The organism is Arthrobacter sp. ES3-54 (genome assembly GCF_029504395.1).
Taxonomy (GTDB): Bacteria; Actinomycetota; Actinomycetes; order Actinomycetales; family Micrococcaceae; genus Arthrobacter.
In genome coordinates, this window is sequence record NZ_JAQFIF010000002.1 from 220,159 (window position 1) to 240,219 (window position 20,061).

The window sequence follows — 20,061 nt, forward strand, 5'->3', positions numbered from 1 at the left end:
CATGAAGAAACTGCTCATCGCCAACCGCGGCGAGATCGCCGTTCGCATCGCCCGGACCGCCCGTGAAATGGGCATCGAGACATTCGTGGTGGCCAGCGAAGCCGACGTCGAGTCCTTGGCTGCCCGGTCCGCTGACCACGTCGTCGTGGTGGGTCCGGCGCCTGCCACCGCCAGCTATCTGAACCAGGACGCCATCGTCGCCGCGGCCGTGGACAACGGCTGCGATGCCGTCCATCCGGGCTATGGGTTCCTCTCCGAGAATGCGGACTTCGCCCGGAAAGTGGCTGATGCGGGCCTGATCTGGGTGGGGCCGCGGGCGGACGCCATCGCGATGATGGGCAACAAGTCCTTGGCGAGGGAATCGGCCCGGGTGGCTGGCGTCCCCGTGCTCCGCGGCTCGGACGGCCCCCTCGATCCTGCGGCCGACGCCGTAGAAATCGCCCGTGGCATCGGCTACCCGCTCGTGATCAAGGCCTCCGCCGGCGGCGGCGGCCGGGGCATCCGCTTTGTGCACAGCGAAGGCAAGCTTCTGGAATCCATTGAGCAGACGCGCGGCGAAGCGGCGGCCGTCTTCGGCGATCCCACCGTTTACCTGGAACGCTTTGTGCAGCATGCCCGTCACGTGGAGGTACAGGTCCTCGGCGATGGAACAAACTTCATCCATCTCGGCGACCGCGACTGCTCCATGCAGCGGCGCTCCCAGAAGGTCATTGAAGAAGCACCGGCGCCGGACCTCCCGGACCACGTCCGCCAGAGGATCCGGGAATCCTCCGTGGAACTGGCCCGCGAGTGCGGCTACAGCGGCGCCGGAACGGTCGAGTTCCTCTATGACCCGGTCAACCATGAAGCGGCGTTCATCGAAATGAACACTCGTATCCAGGTTGAGCACCCGATCACCGAGCAAATCACGGGCGTCGATCTGATCCGCGAACAGCTGCAGATCGCGTTCACCGGGGCGATGTCCCTCCGCCAGGACGACATCGCATTCAATGGCCACGCCATCGAATGCCGCGTCAATGCCGAGGACCCCGAACACCACTTCTTCCCCAGCCCTGGCCTGATCACGGCCATGGACTGGCCCGCGGGCGAAGGCATCAGGGTGGACACCGGGGTGGAGGCCGGTTCCACGGTCACTCCGTACTACGACTCCCTGCTGGCCAAACTGATTGTGCATGCGGACACGCGCGAAGCGGCCATTGAGGCAATGCTGACGGCCCTGGATGAGACCCACATCGAAGGGGTCAAGACCACCATCCCGGTGCACAAGAAGCTGCTGCGCCGGCCCGAATTTGCGGCCGTCACCCACCATTCGAAATTCCTTGAAACCGTCCCCGATCTGATGGAGGCACAATGAGCAGCAGCCCGGAACCCGCCGTGTTGGAGGCCCGTTACACCTGGGGCGGAGACGAATTCCTGTTCGTTGAGGTCGCGGAGTCCATGAGCCTGGCGGCGAACTTCAGGGTGATGTCCATCGCCGCGAAGCTTTCGGCCATGCAGCTGCCCGGCATCGTGGACGTCTGCCCCGCCAACGCCTCGCTGCTGGTGAGGTTCGATCCCGACGTCCTGCCGCCGTCGACCCTTGAAGAGACCGTCCGGACCATTGAAGGGGATCTGACGCACCATCACGACCATTCGCTGGAAACTCGGATCGTCGAGGTTCCGGTCTGGTACGAGGACCCGTTCACAGCGGAAGTGGCCGAACGATTCCGCGAAGGATTCCATCAGGAGCCCGGCGGCACCGACATTGACTACGCAGCCAAGGTCAACAACCTCAAGGATGCCGCCGAATTCATCCGGCGCCACCATGAGCAGCCGTGGCTTGTCTCCATGGTTGGCTTCGTCGCCGGCCTGCCGTTCCTCTTCCAGCTGGTGGAGCAGGAAAAACAACTCGAAGTACCCAAGTATCTGAGTCCCCGCACCGATACCCCCAAACTGACCGTGGGCCACGGCGGCTGCTTCGGCTGCATCTACTCCGTGCGGGGTGCCGGCGGCTACCAGATGTTCGGGGTCGCTGCCGCGCCGATCTTCGATCCTGCCCAGTCCCTGACCGATTTCAAGGACTTCATGGTGTTCTTCAGGCCGGGCGACATCGTGAAGTTCAAGCCGGTTACCGAGGCCGAATACAACAACATCCAGGCTGAAATCTCCGCCGCGACGTTCCGCTACCGGCAGGTACCCGTGACATTTGATCTGTCCAAGGCGCTGGCGAATCCCGAAGGCTACAACCAGGAACTCATGGAGGCCCTCAATGGCGTTTGACATCAAGAACCCCGGACTGGCCACCACGGTCCAGGACCAGGGACGCACCGGCCATTACAACGTGGGCATCCCGCAGAGCGGTTCCATGGACCAATACTCGGCGGAACTCGGCAATGCCCTGGTGGGCAACACCGCCAAGGAAGCCGTCCTCGAATGCACGTACTTGGGCCCGGTGCTGACCACCGACCAGGATGCCGTCGTCGCCGTCACCGGGGCACCTGTGGACGTCAAGGTCAACGGTGAAACCCGGCCCCAGTGGACCCGGCTGCAGCTGAAGGCCGGCGATGAACTCAGTTTCGGGGTCATCCGGGGCGGCACGCGCTACTACATCGCGGTCCAGGGCGGCATCGATGTTCCCGAGGTGCTCGGCAGTCGGTCCACCTACAGCCTGGGCGCGATCGGCGGGTTCCAGGGCCGCAAGCTGGAGGCCGGTGACCAGGTTCCGGTGGGTGCCCCGCTCAACGGCGGAGCCATGCCCGACGCCGACACAGTTCCGGAGGAATTCCGTCCCGTTTTCGCCAAGGAACAGGCCGTCCGGATTGTCCTGGGCCTGTACGACCACAGGCTCACCGACGAGGGACTGGACAATCTCCTCCACAGCGAGTGGAAGGTCACCCCGGTGGCTGACCGGATGGGGCTGAGGTACTCCGGTCCCGGAGTGCAGTGGAAGGAGCGGGAGCAGCCATTCGGAGCCGGCTCCGATCCGTCCAACATCGTGGACGCCGGCTACGCCGTCGGGTCCATCCAGATTCCCGGCGGCACCCAGCCGATCATCCTGCACCGCGATGCCGTCTCCGGCGGCGGTTACGCCATGGTGGGCACGGTCATCAGCGCCGACATGGATCTGGTGGCCCGCGCCGCCCCCGGCACGTCCACCAGGTTCGTAGCCATCAGCCTGGACGAGGCCCTGGTGGCCCGCAAGGAACTCGCCGAGCTCAAGAGGAACGCCTGGGCGGCCATCGGCGCAGGCAGCTGAACACCTGAACAGCTGAGCAGCGGACCCGGCGGACTGTGGCGGATGGCTCCGAAGCAAGGAGCCTTGTGCTTCTGCGCCGACGGGTCCTTACTGGTGTGAGGAGACCTGGCCGCCACCAGGACGCGATATCCCAAGGATCCAGCTCCCGGTTCAACGGCTTGGGCGGCAGGCGCTCCAACCGTCGGACCTGGACCTAGGAGGACAGTCATGTTCGCTCGCGTCAGCACGTACCAGCCCGGCCCGGACAGCTCCGGGGCACCCTCAGATGATACCGTCAAGCGGGTGCTCGAACTGCCGGGATGCCTGGGCATCTATTACTTGCTTGGGAAGGACAACAAGTCACTGTCCATCACGCTGTGGGAGGACGCGGACGCCCTTGCCGGCAGCGAGCAGGCTGCCGGCAAGATCCGCACCGAGACCAGCGCGGAACAGCACATGCAGGTTCTGGGCGTCGAGGAATTCGAAGTGCTGACCCGGCACCTCAAGGAGTAAGGCCAAGAATCAGCCGTTGCCTGGGACGGCACCCAGGGACGATCGGCGGAAGTCGGTGTGCCACACTCCAATGTGGTGACCGTCCCGGTCGGTGAGGACGTATTCAGGCCAGCGGTCGAACGCGGAGCAGGGATGGGATAGCCCGAAATCCACCGTGTCGGTGACATCGAGTCCGGTCACGCCGGCAAGGACTGCGTGATGGTCGAAGAGATTTCGCACCTCTGCGGCTGCGCCCTTCTTTTCGGCACCGTCCGTCTTTTCGGCACCTTCCGCCGTCCGGGCCGACAGGAAGATTGGCAGTCCGGCGTCGTAGGGAAGATCCCGTTTGCCGGCACCGACGACGGCCATCCCCGCTTCCGGGGTGGACAGGACGACGGCGCGAACGGAAATGGCCGGAACGAGTCCCGGAACGGGGCTGACGGCGGCATACGTGCCGTGATCGTGGGTGACGTAGCAACCTGACCGGAGAATGATCCGTGTTCCAGGCACCTGGCCGGCGTCGGGAAGGAACTCAACCACACGGTCCGGGAACGCGGACCCACCCATTGAATAGATGGGGGTGGCAGTCTCAAAGAATTCCGCCGCCTCCAGATACACGTCCCGCACCAGCCGGCAGTGTCGGTCAACCGCGGTGACCGTGTCTTCAGCCCTACTGTTGGGCACGACACCTTCGTAACCGGCAACCCCCACCAGCCTCAGTCCCGGCGTGGCCCGGACCAGCTCAGCCAGCAACAGGCCCTCGTCCCGGCTGCGCACCCCCGTGCGGCCGCCGGGTGTGCCGACGTCGATCAGCACCTCAAGGTGGACCACCCCGCCGTCGAACACTTCCGCCGCCGTCTTGACCCCGGCTGCAGAATCGACGAAGCAACGGATTTCCCGTCCGGGATCTTCCTCCAGCCACGTGCGGACACGCGTTAGTCCGAACCTGTCGACGATCTCATTGGCCACGAGAACGCGGCCATGTCCCCATGCCAGCACGGAGGCGACTTGGTCCACGGTGGCGACGGTTACGCCGACTGCGCCGGCAGCCAGCTGCCGCTCGATGATCGGCGCCGACATGGTTGTCTTGACATGCGGGGCGAGTTCAACGCCCCGCTCCCGGCACCACGCCGCCATGACCCGGATATTGTTGTCGAGGGCATCGCCGTCGAGCCGCAGCTGCGGATACGCGGGGGCCAAATACGGTTCTTTCACTCTGACAATCTACTCGGCTGCGAATTGCGTTGCAGCCAACTTGGGCCTCGCCGGAGGTCCAACCGGACGCTACGGCTTCTCTTCCTCGGCGGCCTCGGTGAAGAGGGCACCCTGCGCGGCTCCCGAACCTGACATCCCGCCGCCCGGTCCGCGCAAAATGAAGGCGAGACCGACGGCGGCCGCTGCGCCGACCAGCGGCCCGGCGACATACACCCAGTAGTCGCTGAAGTTGCCGCTGGCGAGATCAGGGCCGAAGGTTCGTGCCGGATTCATTGACGTGCCGGAGATGGGGCTGCCCCACAGGCCTGCCAGTGCAATGTACCCGCCGACGCCAAACGCACCGAGAATCCCGATGTTCTGGGCTCCGGAGGCGGTTCCCAAGATGACGCTCACCAGCACCATCGTGAGCAGCGCCTCCATCCAAAACGCGGCAGACGCCGAATAATTCGCCGCGGGATAGTTCGAACCGAAGGTCGCGGATACGCCGATCACGGCCTGCAGGAGCAGGCAGGCAAGCGTCGCGCCGATGAGCTGAACGACGATGTAGCCCGGGACCCGACGCCACGGGAAGTCGCCCCGGAGTGCGAATGCGATGCTGACGGCGGGGTTCAGATGCGCGCCGGAGACCTTGCCCATGAACAGGATGATCGCCATCACCATCAGGCCGGGGGCCACTACGGCCGCCGTTCGGCTGATGACACCGGGGAAGGCCTGGCTCATCATTCCTCCGCCGGCGGCGACAATCACGAGCAGGAAGGTGCCGTACAACTCCGAAAACAGGCGCCGCCATTCCTGGCGCGGATCATTAAAATCCTCAATCCGCTGCAACACGCTCTGCTCCACTGTGCCCAACTTGCTGGGGATGAAGTGGCGTCCAGTCTGGTCCTGTTGAGCACTGCCGCGCCCGGTCACGCGCTTGCCCTGATTTTCCGCCATGGCTCTCCGCCTCCGCAGGTTCTGGCCATGTGGTCCGCCGGCCCCAGCGCGGTCCGCCACCTCAGAACCCCAATGTACCGCTGCCCAAGTCAGTTGTCATCGCTGTTGTCCTTGCTGCGTCGACTCTGGCTGGTGGCAGGCCTTGTTCCGTCCGCCAGCTGGGGCTGTTCAGGGCTGATCAGCATCTGCGGCGCCCGGGACACCATGAGCCACGCGGGCGGAATCGCCAAGCACAGCACCGGCAGCACTGAAACGTCGCCAACGACGGCGACGGCAATAACAGGGAGATCCATCCGTCACGGGCTCTCGGCCTGCAAATTCGTGCGGACATTCGCGGTGCAAAGTCCTAGCATTCAGCCATGAGGCAAGAAACCTGGCAAAAGTATTCCGAGTGGCCCCTCGTCGGTGCGGCTTTTATCTTTCTGGCGGCCTACTCCGTCTTGGTCATTGTCCAGCCGTCGGATCCCTATGCCGCCGCGCTGATATTCATGATGGCGTCAACGTGGCTTGCCTTCGCCGTCGACTACATCGTGAAGTTGCTCCTGGCTCCCCAACGCGGCCGATGGTTCGTCCGCCACCCTTTGGACCTGCTCATGGTGGTGCTCCCGGTAGCGCGCCCATTGCGGCTCCTTCGTCCCTTCACATTGCGTCGAGTCATGGCTAGGGCCCCGGGCACTGCCATCCGGACCCGCGTCATGGCCTACGTCATTGTCTCCGCCATCCTGCTGGTCTACACAGTGGCCCTGAGCGTCCTCAATTTCGAAAGGGGCGCTCCGAACGCGAATATCACCACCATGGGCGACTCATTGTGGTGGGCGGTGGTCACCATTACAACGATCGGCTACGGCGACTATTACCCCGTTACAATTCCCGGCCGCTGGGCTGCGGCCGCGCTGATGGTCGGTGGGTTTGCAGTCCTGAGCATGGTCACGGCTGCGGTTTCCTCTTGGCTTGTTGAAAGTGTGACGGCCGCAACCCAAGCCCGGAAGAACGCGGACGAACCCATCGGCAGCGAGGAGCTTGCCGGCCTGACGGCCCAGATCAACAGGCTCCATAAGCAGCTGGCCCAGGCTCCGGGCGAATCCGTGAGCGGCCCTACCGAGGGACCGGACCGCAAGGAACCGCGTTAGTGGCATCAACGCTGCCTGTTCCGTGACGCTGCCTATTCCATGACACTGTCTGTTCCGTGAAGCCATGGCCGCATCGGGCCGGAGCGGGTACAACTGATTCATGACCACCTCCCCGTTGGTTCTCGGCCCCATGGTGCGGTACGTGGATGAGACATCGGCGAGTGTATGGGTGGAGACCCAATCCGCTGGTCGGGTTTCCCTCCATGCCGGCGGCAGGGACTGGACCGTCCGAACGTTCGCAGTTCACGGTCACCACTACGCCCTGGTGGAATTGGACGGACTGGAGCCCGGCACGGTCACGCCCTACGCCCTGGATATCAACGGAACACAAGTCTGGCCCGATCCCTCGACCGGCTTCCCGCCGTCCATGATCGCCACGCTGGCCACCGGTCAGCCGCTGCGGATGGCCTATGGCTCCTGCAGGACCAGCGTCCCGCACGATGCGTCCGGCAACCGGACCCACGGGGTCGACTCGCTGCGCGCCTACGCACTGAGGATGGCCTCCGGGGGTGAGCTGTCGTGGCCGGATCTGGTGGTCTTCGTCGGAGACCAGGTGTACGCAGACTTGACCAGCGAGCAGATGCAGGAGTTCATCCGCGCCCGACGCGACATCGAGGCACCCCCCGGCGAAGAGCTCAAAGACTACGAGGAGTACGCCCACCTTTACTATCTGGCCTGGTCAGACCCCGCTAACAGGTGGCTGCTGTCCACCCTGCCCAGCGCCATGATCTTCGATGACCACGACATCCGCGACGACTGGAATACCTCACTGAGCTGGAAGAAGAAAATGGAAGCCACCTCATGGTGGCATGATCGGATTGTCGCGGGGCTGGCCTCCTACTGGGTCTACCAGCATCTGGGGAACCTGTCACCGCAAGAACGGGCCGAGGATGCTGTTTGGCAGCGGATCGTACGGCACGCGGGCCAGGACGAGATCGACGTCGGCGCGGAGCTGGACAGCTTCGCGGAGCGGGCTGATCGGGACCCGAAATCCTACCGGTGGAGCTTCTGCCGCGATTTCGGCGACACCCGGCTGATCGTGATTGACTCCCGCGCAGCCCGGGACCTGACCCCGGACGACCGGGCACTGGTTGACGCGCCGGAAATGGCCTGGGTCGATGGCCGGATGCGTGGCGGCTTCCGCCACCTGCTCGTGGCGACGTCGCTGCCCTTCCTGCTGCCGATGGGCCTGCACTACGTCGAGTCGTGGAATGAGGCCGTCTCGGAAGGTGCGTGGGGAAAACGTGCCGCCCGGGCCGGCGAGAAGGTACGCCAGGCACTGGACCTTGAACACTGGGGCGCATTCCAAAACAGCTTCCGGGAAATGGCGGCCCTGGCGAGCGAGGTCGCCGATGGCAAACGCGGACCGGCACCGGAAACTATCACCTTCCTCTCCGGGGACGTCCACTACTCGTACGTTGCGGAGGTGGACCGTGCCTCGGGCAGCCGGATCGTGCAGGCGGTCTGTTCGCCCATCCGCAACCCACTGCCCCGGCTAATGAGGTCCTTCGCGGCCGTCATGTCCTACGGCCTGGCCACGCCGGTAGGCGCCTTGGTTGCACGCTCCGCGAAGGTCCCGGACCCGCCGTTTCGCTGGTCCGGGGTCAAGGGGCCTTGGTTCCAAAACAACCTGGCCCATCTGGAGGTGGTACCGGAAGGGCTGAAACTATGGTGGGAGACAGGCGTGGTGGACGGCGGCGACCAACAGCATCCCGAGCTGGAATGTGTCGCCTCCCTCACGCTGACCCCGCGGAGGGCCCAGGACCCCACAGTCGACCGCACCGGCGGCAGCAGCATAGGCGTTAACGCTGCGCAGTCGGCGGCCAGCCCCGGAAGCAATCTCCCTGCCGGGCTTAGGGGGCGGCCACATTCTCGATGGCGACCGTTTCGATGATTCTGGTCGATGGCTCACCGACCAGCGCCGGCGCCGTCACGCCGGTTTTCCACGTATCGTTCTGCAGCCGGCCCAGGAAGTCCACTGCAGCCGCCTGCGTATCGAAATCCATCTCCAGCATCACGTAGTCTTGCTGGTCAATCGGGCGCGAGATGCGGTATGACCGCACGCCCGACTTGGCGCGGTCCAGCGGATCACTGTCGAAAGCCCTCCGCCACATGGCGAAGTCCCGGACCTGGTGTTCGATCTGCAGGGTAATCACTGAGGCGCTCCTGTCGACGGTTCTACACGCCCAACTGTAGGCCCGGAAGGCTTCGCCAAGTAAGGCGCCCGGCCGAAGTGTTATACCGGATGGCGTCCTAAGCCGGCTGGGATCCGGTGTTGGTCGTACTGGTCGGGGCGTTGGCCTGATCGGCCTGGTGGCGTTGCCGGCGGCTCGCCAGCAGGAAAGGTACCGCGACCAACTCGATCACGCCGCCGATCGCCAGCGAGGCCGCGTAGCCGTACACATCGGCCGCCCGACCGAGCAGCGGCTGCACCACCACGCCGCCGCTTGAGCCCATGAGTGAATCGAAGCTGAGCACTGTTGCCCGCTGTTTCGAGGCGATCATGTCGTTCAAGTACGCCTGCCGCACCGGGATGCCCGACGACGACACCAGTGCCCAGAACGCCAACAGCACCAGGGCCACCCAGAACACCTGGGTGAACCCGAGCACCACGAGGATCACAGTGTCCACGATGCTGCTCAGGATCAGCACGGTGGTGCGTCTGCGGACGAGGCGCCGGACGCGTGGCGCTATCCAGCCGCCCAGCACCTCCGCTCCAGCCACGATGGCCGCCGCCAGGCCTGCAATGGAATACGCGTGCGGATCCCCGAACAGCTCAAGCAGGTACGGCTGCAGGGCGTAAAACACATAGATCCCGACGCCGGCGGTGAACGGCGCGGCCAGCATCACGTACCGTACGGGGGGATTCTTCAAGCCGTTATCGATCGACGCGGCGAGCACCGCTCGAGTCGCCTGAAGGGGATGGGTCGAGCGTTCGGGGGTGAATCCGACGTCGCGCATGAGCGCAAAGGCCACCACGAACATGGCCAGCAGCACACCCACACGCAGCAGAAACGGCACGCCCAGATTGGTGGCCTGCGCGATTACGCCCCCCGCCACAGAGCCGGCGAGCATCGCAACGCCCGACACCATCTGGCCCCGCCCCAGCACCGTCTCCATCCCGCCTTCATAGCCGGAGAAGCGCAACGCATCGACGAGCCAGGCCTCGACTGCTCCAGAGAAGAACGTGAAGCCCAGGCCGAGCAGGACCGACACCACTGCCCACCACCAGAACGGGGCGGAAAACTGCCAAAGCAGGTAGTAAAGATAGGTCGAGACGGCGAGGGTCACGGTCCCGAGCAGGAACGATACGCGGCGCCCCCAGCCGTCGGCAACCACCCCCGTGGGCACCTCGAACAGCACCATACCGGCTGTGAAGAAGGCGTTCGCGGCGAACGCCTCGAGGTTGCTGAGTCCGGCATCCAACAGGAAGAGGGTGTTGATCCCCCAGATGAACGAGGCCGCAAGGGTATTGCCCAGCGTCAACGTCAAATAGATGCGCTGGATCTTTAGGGCGGCGGCGTTCATCGCGTCGCCGTCCCCGCCAGGGCGAGGAGGGAGCACGAGCCCATTCTCGTCTCCCCTGCGGACGCGCGCCAGAGCAAATCAGGCTAGGGGCATAGCGCGCTCGATCGGGCCAAACCGCCGGCCTGCTCAGCTGCCTTGGTTCGTGTAGAACGACCGACGGCGGGCGTACTCATGGACCCGGTCCAGGGTGGCGATCTGTTCGCGTGCCTGCGTGGCCAGTCCGTCGAACCTTGACCCGTCCAGTCCCAGATCGCCGGAGAGGTCGTGCAGCGTCTGCCACATCCCCAGTTTTCCCAGCACAGCCGACCGCATGAGCTCGGATTCCAGCAACAGCGTCATCGGCGAGCGGCTCACCAACCGCCCGTTGAGTTTGAGCCGGCCGGCACGCTCCGCGAGCCACGCCGCCGCGCGCCGCGGAGTTCGCCGGGGCAGGCCAAAATCGCCCACTAGTCCGCGTACGTACTCCCGCTCTTCCCGAAACTGGGCGGCAAGCGCACTAAGTTCGGCGTGGAAGGGGGTGTCCGTGAAGTCGCGCGCCATGCGCTCTATCCGGCCCTGCCCTGCCGTGGCCCCCGCGAGGTGGTCCGACAGGTAGAGTCCGAACAATTTTTTATCGACTGTGCTGGAAATCCGGGGTGCCATGAAAGCTCCACTCTGATGGAGGAGTTGCTTCGGGGTCACCACCCTACAGCAGCCTCCGGCACGGCTGACGGCTATTGGGGCGAATCGTCGCGCGCCGGCCGCACTGCCTCGGCGTCGGGGTCCATCGCCACAAGCCCGGTGTCGTCCGCCACCTCTGTCAGCTCCTGGGCGACGTCGGGCTTGAGCCAGGACGCCACCACGCTGACGCCGCCGCCGTCGTCGCGGTCAATCACGACGTCGATCTCGTTGGCGGCCGCGCCCATGCCCAACAGCTGTTCGCGATACGACGCCTCCAGGGCAACCAGGCTTTCCTCGGTCCACTCCCCCGGCCGAATCCTCGTTGAGATCTCGACCGGTTCAGGCTGATACAGCGTCATGAAAATCCCTCCTTTGGGGTTTGACCCGGGCGGGCACGAGCCCATTCTCGTCTCCTTGGCCGGTGTGCGCCAGAGAGGTCGCATCGGCCGCCGTTGCTGCCGGGCGTTCCGGAGGGAACGCCTCGGTGGCAGACTTTGTTCACCTGCAGTACCGATGAGGAGGATCCCGGTGGCAGACATGGCTGAGGCCCTTTTGCACGACGGCACGGCAATACCGATCCTGGTGAACGGTGACGGCCGGGCGCTCCTGATCCCTGCGGATATGAAGCCGCATTCCGAGTCGGAGGCCCAGACAATGCGCGATTGGGGCGCCGACCCCGGCCTCGGGCCCAACCTTGTTGCGGCTTTGTCGCAGTCCTATCGCGTAGTAGCGGCCGACTACGAGGGGCACCGGATGGCGCACCCGGCACCGGACACCCTCACGCCGGAGAACGTCACCGCCGATTTCCTGGCCATCGCGGATGCGGCACACGCCGAAACCTTCGCCTACTACGGCTACTCCTGGCTGGCCCTGTGCGGTCTGCAGTTGGCGGTCCGCACAAACCGGCTCTGGGCGCTCGTCATGGGCGGATTCCCGCCGTTGGAGGGCCCGTACAAGAGCATGCTGGCGGTGACGCAGGCGGCACACTCGGCGGCTGCCAGGTCCTCGGAACAATCTCCGGCAGTAACCCTACCCGTCGAACCAGGCGACTGGGATGCCGCGACAATACAGACCAACGAAGCGCAGACCCGCCAGTTCGTCACGCTGTACGAGGCGCTCCAGGACTTCGACGACGCAGCTGTTGCCCTGGCGCGGGACCTCCCCCGGCTTGCGTTTGCCGGCTCCGCCGATCAAATCGTTTATGGACCCCGTTGGGGAGACGTGACGGTGCGGATCGGCGAACCGCTTGCTGCCCACGAGCCCGAGCTCATCGACGCCGGGTGGGACGTGCAGGTGCTCCCAGCCCTCGATCACCTGGGCGCGATGCACAGCGACGTCGTCGTTCCCCTCCTGACGGCCTGGCTCGGAAAAGTGGGCCGGGAGCACTAAGAACGCCCACAACCTGCGGGGCTGTGGCAACGCTGGTTCCCTACTTGCTGAGACGGAAGACATCGGCCTTGATTTCGTGGCGTCCGGTTTTCCGCTTTCCCGCCGGTGTCCCATATACAACCAAGGCCGACCTGCCGCCGTCGAGTACGGTGATGCCCTCGGCATGGTCCTCACCCTCACCGAACGGCGCGTCAAATTCGCAAGGCAAGTCGTCTTTCTGCAGGACGGCCTCGGCCTGCGACCTCAGCGCGTTCCGCCAGCGAAACACGGCCGTGCGCCCGGCGAGCTCCATGGTGGGTCCTGCCAAGACGAGCAGGTCCTCTCCGTGACGGCACAGGTCCCGCACGCCCAAACCATGCAGGCGAAGGAAGTGCTTCCGGTACCGACGATTCCCGGGACCGATCGGCTGCGGCGCCAGGCCGGGGCCGTCACCAACCTGGAGCTCGACGATCAGGGCCCACCCGCGCAGCACCGGCCCGCGCAGACCGATGAACACCCGGTCTCCCGCTACGGCGAGGCCCTCGCAGTCAATGCCGTTGTCCTTGCCCGGGATCGGGCGCGACCCGGACTTCGAGGACTGGATGAAGCTCCCCAGGTGAGGGTCATCGGCCAGGAGGTCCACCAAGTCCGTGCCCCGGCCGAGACCCAGGACGGCAGGGCGTTGCTGCTGCCCTGTCCGGCTGCTGCCCGGATCGAGGAGAGACTGAGTCGAGAGGCGGGCCAACACCCGACGGCGCTGGCTGACCTCCACTGTCGCCAGGGACCTCTGCGCCTCTTCGGGCGTGTCGTTGTTCTTGACCTGTTTGCGGGCCGAGCTGTGCGATCCGGCCAGCCACAGCGTGTCACCCTCGACATCGAGCCCTTCGATGTCCATCTCACCCCTGTCACCGGGCAGTTCCAGGAGCTGGGTAAGATCGAAGCTGCGATGGGCGCGAGCCTGGTCGCCGGCCTCCAGCGTGAGGCGTTCGACGCTGGTCGTCTCGTCATTGGCGACCCAAAAGTGGCGGCCCTGGCGGGCGACGGCGGACAACCCGTCGCGGAGGTCAGCCTTCCGGTCAAGGGTGCTGCGCTGATCGAGTACGAGGGTGATGTCACCGATTGGCTCGTCCGGCCGCGGCCATCCGCTCATCGCGGATCACCCGTCCTCATCAGCGGCGGTCGGTCTCTCATTTCAGCTCCAATGCTTCACGACAACATCCCCCTCTGGGCGGGCAGGGCGCGGCCATTGTTCCCCGCCGCCCAGCCTCCGGAAGTGCTCGGCCGGTGCCCCGGATCCGCGCAGGCATCATCGTGACCGTTTGACCACCATCGCAGAGCCGCCCCCGCGCCTCACCGGCTCAGCCGCGGCGACCATGCGTCCGTCGGACTTGAACTCGATTGCTGTCGCCGCGCCGATCTCCGCCGCGGAAGTCGACGGCGCACCCGCCGGCACGAGCTGATGACCGTAGAGTGCCAACTGGCTTCCGTACGCGGTGATGAACTCCGACTCCGCTGTGACCGTTGCCGCGTTCCGCTGCGACGCACGCGGCGCAGCGATCGCCTCCGAGATGCTCATGCCCAGATCCACCCGGTTCAGGATCGTTTGCAGGACGGTGGTGATGATCGTCGATCCACCCGGCGAGCCGAGCGCGAGGAACGGTTTGCCGTCCTTGAGGATGATGGTCGGTGACATCGAGGAGCGCGGACGCTTCTTCGGCTCAATCCGGTTGGGGTCCGTCGGATCATAGACGGCGGAGAAGTCGGTCAGCTCGTTGTTGAGCAGGAACCCGCGGCCGGGAACCACGATGCCGGACCCGCCCGTCTGCTCGATTGTGAGCGTGTACTCAACCACGTTTCCCCACTTGTCCGCGACCGTCAGGTTGGTGGTCGAGATGTTCTCGGTGTCCCTCTCGATCGCAGGCGCCGCGGCGGCGGCGGGACACACGCCGTCGTACGAGGCCACATCACCGGGCGGGACCGGCTTCGTGGCCGCGTGCCGCGGATCGATCTGGCACAAGCGCTCCTTGCCGAAGCGCGGGTCAGTGAGCGCGGCGGTGGGGACGTCGACAAACGCCGGGTCGCCCACGTATATGCCCCGGTCCGCGAAAGCCAGGGCGCTTGCCTCAAGGTAATGGTGCAGGGCGCCGGGTTTGGACATCTCGGTGAGGTTGAGTGGGTCAAGGATGTTCAGAGCCTCCGCGACGGTGGTGCCCCCGCTACTCGACGGCGCCATGCCGTAGATGTCCAGGCCCCGGTAATCCACGTGTGTGGGGGCCTGATCCAGGACGCGATAGGCGGCGAGGTCGGCCTTTGTCATGTGGCCTACGGGAACGGGCAGCGCAGTGCCCGGAGCCTTCGGCGGAGCCTGCACACTTGCCGCGATTTCCGCGGCCAGTGTGCCGCGGTAGAAGCCGCGCGCGCCCCGCTTGGCGAGAAGCCGGTAGGTTTCGGCGAGCTCGGGATTCCGGAAGACACTGCCGACGGCGGGTGCGTCGCCGCCCGGCAGGAACAGCTTGCTGGTGGAGGTGAACGCCGCGAACCGGGGCTTGTTCTCGAGGGTCTGCAATCGGAACGTGTCGTCGACGACGAAGCCCCTCGTGGCAACCTTGATGGCAGGTTTGAGAACATCTGCGAGGCTCAACGTCCCCCATCGGTCGAGTGCCCGCTCCCACGTCGCCGCCGTGCCGGGGACACCAACGGAGACGCCGCTGGTGACGAGCTCCGGGGTGAAGGGGTATGGCTTACCGGTCGCCGGGTCGATGAACGCGTCGTGCCGCATCGCTGCCGGTGCAGTTTCACGGCCGTCGATGGTGCCGACCTTGCGGGACTCCGCGTTGTAGAACACGAAGTAGCCACCACCGCCGATCCCGGCGCTGTACGGCTCGGTCACGCCCAGGGTCGCGGCTGCGGCGACGGCGGCGTCCGCCGCGTTTCCACCCTTGCGAAGGACTTCAATTGCCGCAGCCGATGCCTCCGGATCCACGGTGCTCACCGCGCCGCCGTACCCGGTAGCCGTCGCGGTCCTTTCAGTCTCCCGCGGGTCGGCGAAGGCGGGGGCGCTAACGGTGCCGCTGGCCATGCTCAAGGCCAGAGCCGCCGTAAGGGCAGCGAGTCGACGTCCCGCATGTGGCATGGTCGCTCCGGGGTCAGGGTGATGCGAGTACACGGTGGAGTCACGGTACCCCCTCCCTAGGGCGACACTCAACACCCTCAGGACGTTTGGGCCGAGCGGTACTGCCTGAGGGCCCTAACCCGCCTGCGGGTGGCTGAGCTGGCGCTTGATGGCATCGAGCTCGTCGCTGAGTTCTTCGACCCGCTGGCTGTATCTGGCGAATGCGGCCTTGCGGCGCTGCGCCTCCCGGCAGCTCACAACCAGAGTGAGGATGCCCAGGGGCACGGCGACAACCAAAGCCCAGCCAGCTCCCGAAAGGTAGTCCAAGGCGACCGGAAGCGCGGCCCGGAAATCGATGAACTCGTTGACGCCGTCCACGACTCCGCCGAGGACCGTGTCAAGGGAGCCCAGAAACTGTCCCACTACGGGGGTATCGGCCAGCGACGGCGCACCTAGCCGGTCCGCGGCACCGCCGCCCCAGCGGGAATCTCCGAGGTGGGACAAGACGTAGATGCCCGCGCCGATGTTGGCCACCGCATAGACGAGGACTGAACCGAGTGCAGCCCAATGAAGCCGACGAGGCCGCCAGAAACACAACAGTAGCCCGGCGGCGATGGCCGACAGCCAGGTCAGCGCCTTCAGCCACTCGCTACTGACGCCGCTAAAAATATCCACAACACCGACCTTCCCTAGACCCCTTGGAAGGCTACCGCCTGCCCTCCTGTTCAATCGCACCATGAGGTTCGACACGGGCTAGTGCAAGAGGGCCGACAGATCCGACGGCGGGGCAACTGCGCCGTCGGTAAGATTCGTATGGTGACCATCTCCGATTCCCAGCTCCAGCCCGTTACGGTGTCCGTTGCCCGCACGGTCCAACCCGGCCGGACGCGCCAGGCCAGCGCCTGGGCGCATGCAGGCCAGGAACTCGCCCGCGAATGGCCGGGCTATCTCGGCTCCGGCTGGGTGCGTTCAGCCGCGGACTCCAACGAATGGCACATGCTGTACCGCTTTGCCGATGCCGGCCTGCTCAACGACTGGGAGCAGTCCGACGAACGGCGCTGGTGGATCGACAGTGCGGCAAACCTCGTGGAAGTCACGCAGATCGAGCGGCGCACCGGCATTGAAGGCTGGTTCGCTCAGCCCGGCGATGTCCGCCTCAGCGTTCCCGAGACGGTTGTTCCTCCCCGGTGGAAGCAGATGGTGAGTATCTTTCTGCCCTTTTTCCCGCTCAGCCTGCTGGCCAATTTCCTGCTGCACCCGCTGACTCAGGAGTGGCCCCTGGTGTTCCAGGTGCTGCTGGCCACGTGTCTCCTCACGCCCCTGATGACGTATGTCTTCCTTCCGGTCACCACCCGGCTGTTGGGATCCTGGCTCCGCAAGAAGCGCTGACGGAGGCGCCCGCCGAGCTCCTGGCCTGTTCCCCCTTACCCCGCGCCGGGGAGGGACACCTCAACCAGACCATTCTCGATGCGTGTGCTGAACCGCGGCTGGCCCGCTGTCGCTGGGCCGCCCAGGACCTCTCCGCTACGCAGCGAGAAGGCACTCCCATGCCACGGACAGACAACGCAGGGCTCCCCGCGTTCTTCGACTTTGCCTTCATGGAGGGGCCCGGACAAGTGGCTGCAGGCATCAGACAAGACGTGGACGGCGTCGCCCCGGCGGAACACGAGCAGCGGCATCCCGGCCACCATCCTCCGCTCCAGTTTGCCGTCAACGAGCTCGTCCAGCGGGGCCAGGGCGTGCCAACCGACAGGGAAGCGGTGAGGAACATCCTCGCTGTGGTTTACACCGGCGGCCTGACGATACGTGAGGTGGCCACCGAGGAAACCGGCGGCGGCAAGCGTCGCAAACCCAAGATACCCGAGCAGCTTGCCTCGTGGCTGCCGCCCGCGGGACCGCTCCACCAGCGACGCGACATACAGACCAGTGGCCGCGAGGTTCCCCGCGGCGTGGACCAGGCCCACGCGCTGCTGCTGTTCATGAAGTTCCGACCAGTCGGTGAAGCCGGCCACAGCGGAGGGAACCGCGCTGACGACCCCCACGCCAATCAATATGCTGGCCGCCCGGTCGTTTCCGGGCATAGCATCCAAGATGGCGGCCGATGTCCACGCCCCCATCGGTATCTGGACTCCAACAGGGTGAACCGGATGTCCCAGAGGCACCCCGTGGAGCACATCACGGAGCCAAGGGAACCGGACAATCGAGTTCACGGTTCCTTTGACTCCCGCGACTAAAGGATCAAGCCAGAGACTGTCCTCCAGACGAGAAACGAGGTTCAGCAGCGGCAACGGTTTCATGTGCTTCCTCCATCATCTGATCGTTCAGCTGAGCCTAATTTCTCGGCCCTCATCTGCACAGCCCTTGGAGGCTCAATTGTGTGTCAGCAGTCGGACCGAAGCAACGGCAGCCGGGCACTCACACGGTTGCTTGATCGCGGGCGTCCCGCGCCCTCCGTTCGCGCAGCCAAGGGATGAGACCACCGGCCAGGAGCATGTCCACCTGGCGATCGGAGAGGCTGTGCCGCACGGGGTAGACCTCGCCGCGGGTCTCGTTCTGCACGAGGATCTCTTTGTTTGTCACGAGGGCGTCGTGTATTCCTGTCAGCAGGAGCACATCGCCTTGTTGGATCCGGTCGTGATCGGCGGCATTTGTGAACTCGAGTGCGAGGACGCCGAAATTAGCCAGGTTCTGCCAATGGATCCGCGCGAACGAGACGGCCACCACTGCGCGCAGCCCGAGGAAGCGCGGGGTGATGGCTGCGTGTTCGCGTGAAGATCCCTGGCCGTAGTTGGTGCCGCCGACCAGGATGTGGCCTGTCGCGTCGCGGGTCCGTGCGGCGCGGGCGGGGTAGGTGGGATCGACCTGATCGAAGGTGAATTCGGCGAGTTTGGGGATGTTGCTGCGGTAGGGCAGAACGCGCGCACCGGCCGGCAGAATCTCATCCGTGGAGACATCATCCCCCACCACCAAGGCGACTGGTGCCTCGATGCGGTCGGTGAGGGGACCGAATACCGGAAGAGAGGAGATGTTTTCGCCCTTGACCAGTGCCACTTTGCCGGCTTCCTCCGGCGCCAACGGTTCCTCCAACATTGCCACGTTCACGCTCGACACTTCGGGGAGTTCGATCACGGGGTATTCCAGGTCAAAGAGCTGTGTCAGGTCCCGCGGGTCCGTGATCGTTCCGGTGAGTGCGGCAGCCGCGGCCGTCTCCGGTGAGCACAGGTAGACCGAGTCCTCCTTCGTGCCCGAACGGCCCGGAAAGTTGCGGGGCATCGTGCGCAGGCTGTTGCTTCCGTTGGCGGGGGCCTGGCCCATCCCAATACAGCCCATGCATCCGGTCTGATGCAGGCGGGCCCCGGCGCTGATCAGATCAAACGTGGCGCCCATCCTGGTGAGGTCCTGCAGGATCTGTCGGGAACTCGGATTGACGTCAAGGGACAGCCCGGGGTGGCACTGCCGCCCCTTCGTGATTGCCGCGACAATGGCGAAGTCGCGCAGGCCCGGGTTCGCTGAGGACCCAATCACGACCTGCGCCACCGGCCTGCCTGCGACCTCCCGCACCGGAACGACGTTGCCGGGCGAGCTGGGCAGGGCGATGAGCGGCTCGATCGTGGCGAGGTCGATCTCGTCGGTCACGTCATAGGCGGCATCGGAATCGGCGAGGAGTTCGGTGAAGTCGCCCTCGCGCTGTTCGGAGCGCAGGAAGGCCCGGACCTGGTCGTCGGCCGGGAAAACCGTGCTCGTCGCACCGAGTTCGGCGCCCATGTTGGCAATTACGTGACGGTCCATAGCCGTCAGTGTCGCGAGGCCGGGACCGTGGTACTCGATGATCCGGTCCCTGCCGCCCTTGACGCCATGCCGGCGCAGCATTTCGAGAATGACGTCCTTGGCGCTGGTCCACGGCGGCAGCTGGCCGGTAAGCCTCACGCCCCAGATCTCCGGCATCTTCAGGTAGAGCGGCTCCCCCGCGATTGCCAAGGCTACCTCGGTGCCGCCGACGCCGATTGCCAGCATCCCCAGTGCACCTGCGGCCGGGGTATGGCTGTCGGAGCCAACCATGGTCTTGCCCGGAATACCAAACCGCTGCATGTGAGTCGGGTGCGACACCCCGTTTCCGGCCTTCGAGAACCACAGGCCAAACCGGCGGCAGGCCGAGCGGAGAAAATCATGGTCCTCCGCATTCCTGCTGTCGGCCTGCAACAGGTTGTGGTCCACGTACTGCACGGATACTTCAGTTTGTGCCTGGTCGAGCCCAAGGGCCTCCAGTTCAAGCATGACCAGCGTCCCGGTCGCGTCCTGGGTGAGGGTCTGATCGATATGCAAACCGATCTCACGCCCGGGAATCATTTCTCCGGCGACCAGATGGGATGCGATGAGCTTCTGCGCCACGTTGTAGGCCACGGCGG

Annotated in this window: 20 protein-coding genes; 8 read left to right on the plus strand and 12 right to left on the minus strand. The window is 65.3% G+C overall.

What is annotated here, in order from left to right:
- Position 1 precedes the first annotated feature (1 nt).
- The 4 genes from M2428_RS04080 to M2428_RS04095 all read left to right on the plus strand — a co-directional run bounded on the left by M2428_RS04080 (position 2) and on the right by M2428_RS04095 (position 3,727).
- On the plus strand, positions 2–1,354 hold the full coding sequence (locus M2428_RS04080) for an acetyl-CoA carboxylase biotin carboxylase subunit (RefSeq protein WP_277523978.1): 1,353 nt from the start codon (positions 2–4) through the stop codon (positions 1,352–1,354).
- Entirely contained in the window at positions 1,351–2,259 is a 909-nt protein-coding gene (locus M2428_RS04085) for a carboxyltransferase domain-containing protein (RefSeq protein WP_277523980.1), read from the plus strand. Before M2428_RS04080 ends, M2428_RS04085 begins: the two co-directional genes overlap by 4 nt.
- Positions 2,249–3,235, plus strand: coding sequence for a biotin-dependent carboxyltransferase family protein (locus M2428_RS04090; RefSeq protein ID WP_277523982.1), 987 nt, complete (start codon positions 2,249–2,251; stop codon positions 3,233–3,235). The genes M2428_RS04085 and M2428_RS04090 overlap by 11 nt, the downstream gene beginning before the upstream one ends.
- A gap of 207 nt (positions 3,236–3,442) precedes the next feature.
- A complete protein-coding gene (locus M2428_RS04095; protein ID WP_277523984.1) occupies positions 3,443–3,727 on the plus strand; it encodes a hypothetical protein in 285 nt (94 codons plus the stop codon).
- A gap of 9 nt (positions 3,728–3,736) precedes the next feature.
- Here the strand turns inward: M2428_RS04095 and M2428_RS04100 are convergent, their stop codons facing one another.
- The 3 genes from M2428_RS04100 to M2428_RS04110 form a co-directional block, all read right to left on the minus strand.
- The gene (locus tag M2428_RS04100; protein ID WP_277523986.1) at positions 3,737–4,921 is read right to left on the minus strand and encodes an alanine racemase; all 1,185 of its coding nucleotides are present in this window, start codon (positions 4,919–4,921) and stop codon (positions 3,737–3,739) included.
- Between the two features lie 69 nt (positions 4,922–4,990).
- Positions 4,991–5,857, minus strand: coding sequence for an aquaporin (locus M2428_RS04105; protein WP_277523988.1), 867 nt, complete (start codon positions 5,855–5,857; stop codon positions 4,991–4,993).
- An 89-nt stretch (positions 5,858–5,946) separates the two neighbouring features.
- Positions 5,947–6,150, minus strand: coding sequence for a hypothetical protein (locus M2428_RS04110; RefSeq protein ID WP_277523990.1), 204 nt, complete (start codon positions 6,148–6,150; stop codon positions 5,947–5,949).
- A 66-nt stretch (positions 6,151–6,216) separates the two neighbouring features.
- On the opposite strand from M2428_RS04110, the gene M2428_RS04115 reads away from it, so the two are divergent.
- Complete coding sequence (locus tag M2428_RS04115) at positions 6,217–6,987, plus strand: potassium channel family protein (RefSeq protein WP_277523992.1); 771 nt, start codon at positions 6,217–6,219, stop codon at positions 6,985–6,987.
- A gap of 100 nt (positions 6,988–7,087) precedes the next feature.
- Positions 7,088–8,881, plus strand: a complete 1,794-nt coding sequence (locus M2428_RS04120) for an alkaline phosphatase D family protein (RefSeq protein WP_277523993.1) — start codon at positions 7,088–7,090, stop codon at positions 8,879–8,881.
- Here the strand turns inward: M2428_RS04120 and M2428_RS04125 are convergent.
- From M2428_RS04125 to M2428_RS04140, 4 genes are all read right to left on the minus strand, one after another.
- On the minus strand, positions 8,841–9,143 hold the full coding sequence (locus M2428_RS04125; protein ID WP_277523995.1) for a hypothetical protein: 303 nt from the start codon (positions 9,141–9,143) through the stop codon (positions 8,841–8,843). The two genes, M2428_RS04120 and M2428_RS04125, sit on opposite strands and share 41 nt — an antisense overlap.
- Positions 9,144–9,240: 97 nt before the next feature.
- The gene (locus tag M2428_RS04130; protein ID WP_277523996.1) at positions 9,241–10,515 is read right to left on the minus strand and encodes an MFS transporter; all 1,275 of its coding nucleotides are present in this window, start codon (positions 10,513–10,515) and stop codon (positions 9,241–9,243) included.
- Between the two features lie 126 nt (positions 10,516–10,641).
- A complete protein-coding gene (locus tag M2428_RS04135; RefSeq protein WP_277523998.1) occupies positions 10,642–11,157 on the minus strand; it encodes a hypothetical protein in 516 nt (171 codons plus the stop codon).
- A gap of 71 nt (positions 11,158–11,228) precedes the next feature.
- Complete coding sequence (locus M2428_RS04140; RefSeq protein WP_277523999.1) at positions 11,229–11,534, minus strand: hypothetical protein; 306 nt, start codon at positions 11,532–11,534, stop codon at positions 11,229–11,231.
- 178 nt (positions 11,535–11,712) lie between these two features.
- On the opposite strand from M2428_RS04140, the gene M2428_RS04145 reads away from it, so the two are divergent.
- Positions 11,713–12,564: an alpha/beta hydrolase gene (locus M2428_RS04145; protein ID WP_277524003.1), complete on the plus strand. Its 852-nt coding sequence runs from the start codon at positions 11,713–11,715 to the stop codon at positions 12,562–12,564.
- Between the two features lie 40 nt (positions 12,565–12,604).
- Here the strand turns inward: M2428_RS04145 and M2428_RS04150 are convergent, their stop codons facing one another.
- The 3 genes from M2428_RS04150 to M2428_RS04160 all read right to left on the minus strand — a co-directional run bounded on the left by M2428_RS04150 (position 12,605) and on the right by M2428_RS04160 (position 16,330).
- Complete coding sequence (locus M2428_RS04150) at positions 12,605–13,693, minus strand: DUF3616 domain-containing protein (RefSeq protein ID WP_277524004.1); 1,089 nt, start codon at positions 13,691–13,693, stop codon at positions 12,605–12,607.
- A 156-nt stretch (positions 13,694–13,849) separates the two neighbouring features.
- Positions 13,850–15,676, minus strand: coding sequence for a gamma-glutamyltransferase (gene ggt, locus M2428_RS04155; RefSeq protein ID WP_277524006.1), 1,827 nt, complete (start codon positions 15,674–15,676; stop codon positions 13,850–13,852).
- Positions 15,677–15,790: 114 nt separating this feature from the next.
- On the minus strand, positions 15,791–16,330 hold the full coding sequence (locus M2428_RS04160; protein WP_277524008.1) for a hypothetical protein: 540 nt from the start codon (positions 16,328–16,330) through the stop codon (positions 15,791–15,793).
- A 138-nt stretch (positions 16,331–16,468) separates the two neighbouring features.
- Here M2428_RS04160 and M2428_RS04165 point away from each other — a divergent pair, with 138 nt between their 5' ends.
- Positions 16,469–17,044 carry an antibiotic biosynthesis monooxygenase gene (locus M2428_RS04165; RefSeq protein WP_277524010.1) on the plus strand — a complete coding sequence of 192 codons (576 nt, stop codon included), beginning with the start codon at positions 16,469–16,471 and terminating at the stop codon, positions 17,042–17,044.
- Positions 17,045–17,079: 35 nt separating this feature from the next.
- Here M2428_RS04165 and M2428_RS04170 read toward each other — a convergent pair whose 3' ends face one another.
- Positions 17,080–17,952, minus strand: a complete 873-nt coding sequence (locus tag M2428_RS04170; protein WP_277524012.1) for a Rieske 2Fe-2S domain-containing protein — start codon at positions 17,950–17,952, stop codon at positions 17,080–17,082.
- A 118-nt stretch (positions 17,953–18,070) separates the two neighbouring features.
- Positions 18,071–20,056, minus strand: coding sequence for an aconitate hydratase (locus tag M2428_RS04175; RefSeq protein ID WP_277524014.1), 1,986 nt, complete (start codon positions 20,054–20,056; stop codon positions 18,071–18,073).
- Between the last annotated feature and the right edge of the window lie 5 nt (positions 20,057–20,061).

Coding starts and splice junctions, on each gene's coding strand:
- M2428_RS04105 (WP_277523988.1), bottom strand. CDS start 5,857: ATGGCGGAAAATCAGGGCAAGCGCGTGACCGGGCGCGGCAGTGCTCAA.
- M2428_RS04095 (WP_277523984.1), top strand. CDS start 3,443: ATGTTCGCTCGCGTCAGCACGTACCAGCCCGGCCCGGACAGCTCCGGG.
- M2428_RS04110 (WP_277523990.1), bottom strand. CDS start 6,150: ATGGATCTCCCTGTTATTGCCGTCGCCGTCGTTGGCGACGTTTCAGTG.
- M2428_RS04145 (WP_277524003.1), top strand. CDS start 11,713: ATGGCTGAGGCCCTTTTGCACGACGGCACGGCAATACCGATCCTGGTG.
- M2428_RS04165 (WP_277524010.1), top strand. CDS start 16,469: ATGGTGACCATCTCCGATTCCCAGCTCCAGCCCGTTACGGTGTCCGTT.
- M2428_RS04080 (WP_277523978.1), top strand. CDS start 2: ATGAAGAAACTGCTCATCGCCAACCGCGGCGAGATCGCCGTTCGCATC.
- ggt (WP_277524006.1), bottom strand. CDS start 15,676: ATGCCACATGCGGGACGTCGACTCGCTGCCCTTACGGCGGCTCTGGCC.
- M2428_RS04120 (WP_277523993.1), top strand. CDS start 7,088: ATGACCACCTCCCCGTTGGTTCTCGGCCCCATGGTGCGGTACGTGGAT.
- M2428_RS04130 (WP_277523996.1), bottom strand. CDS start 10,515: ATGAACGCCGCCGCCCTAAAGATCCAGCGCATCTATTTGACGTTGACG.
- M2428_RS04135 (WP_277523998.1), bottom strand. CDS start 11,157: ATGGCACCCCGGATTTCCAGCACAGTCGATAAAAAATTGTTCGGACTC.
- M2428_RS04170 (WP_277524012.1), bottom strand. CDS start 17,952: ATGAAACCGTTGCCGCTGCTGAACCTCGTTTCTCGTCTGGAGGACAGT.
- M2428_RS04085 (WP_277523980.1), top strand. CDS start 1,351: ATGAGCAGCAGCCCGGAACCCGCCGTGTTGGAGGCCCGTTACACCTGG.
- M2428_RS04150 (WP_277524004.1), bottom strand. CDS start 13,693: ATGAGCGGATGGCCGCGGCCGGACGAGCCAATCGGTGACATCACCCTC.
- M2428_RS04140 (WP_277523999.1), bottom strand. CDS start 11,534: ATGACGCTGTATCAGCCTGAACCGGTCGAGATCTCAACGAGGATTCGG.
- M2428_RS04090 (WP_277523982.1), top strand. CDS start 2,249: ATGGCGTTTGACATCAAGAACCCCGGACTGGCCACCACGGTCCAGGAC.
- M2428_RS04115 (WP_277523992.1), top strand. CDS start 6,217: ATGAGGCAAGAAACCTGGCAAAAGTATTCCGAGTGGCCCCTCGTCGGT.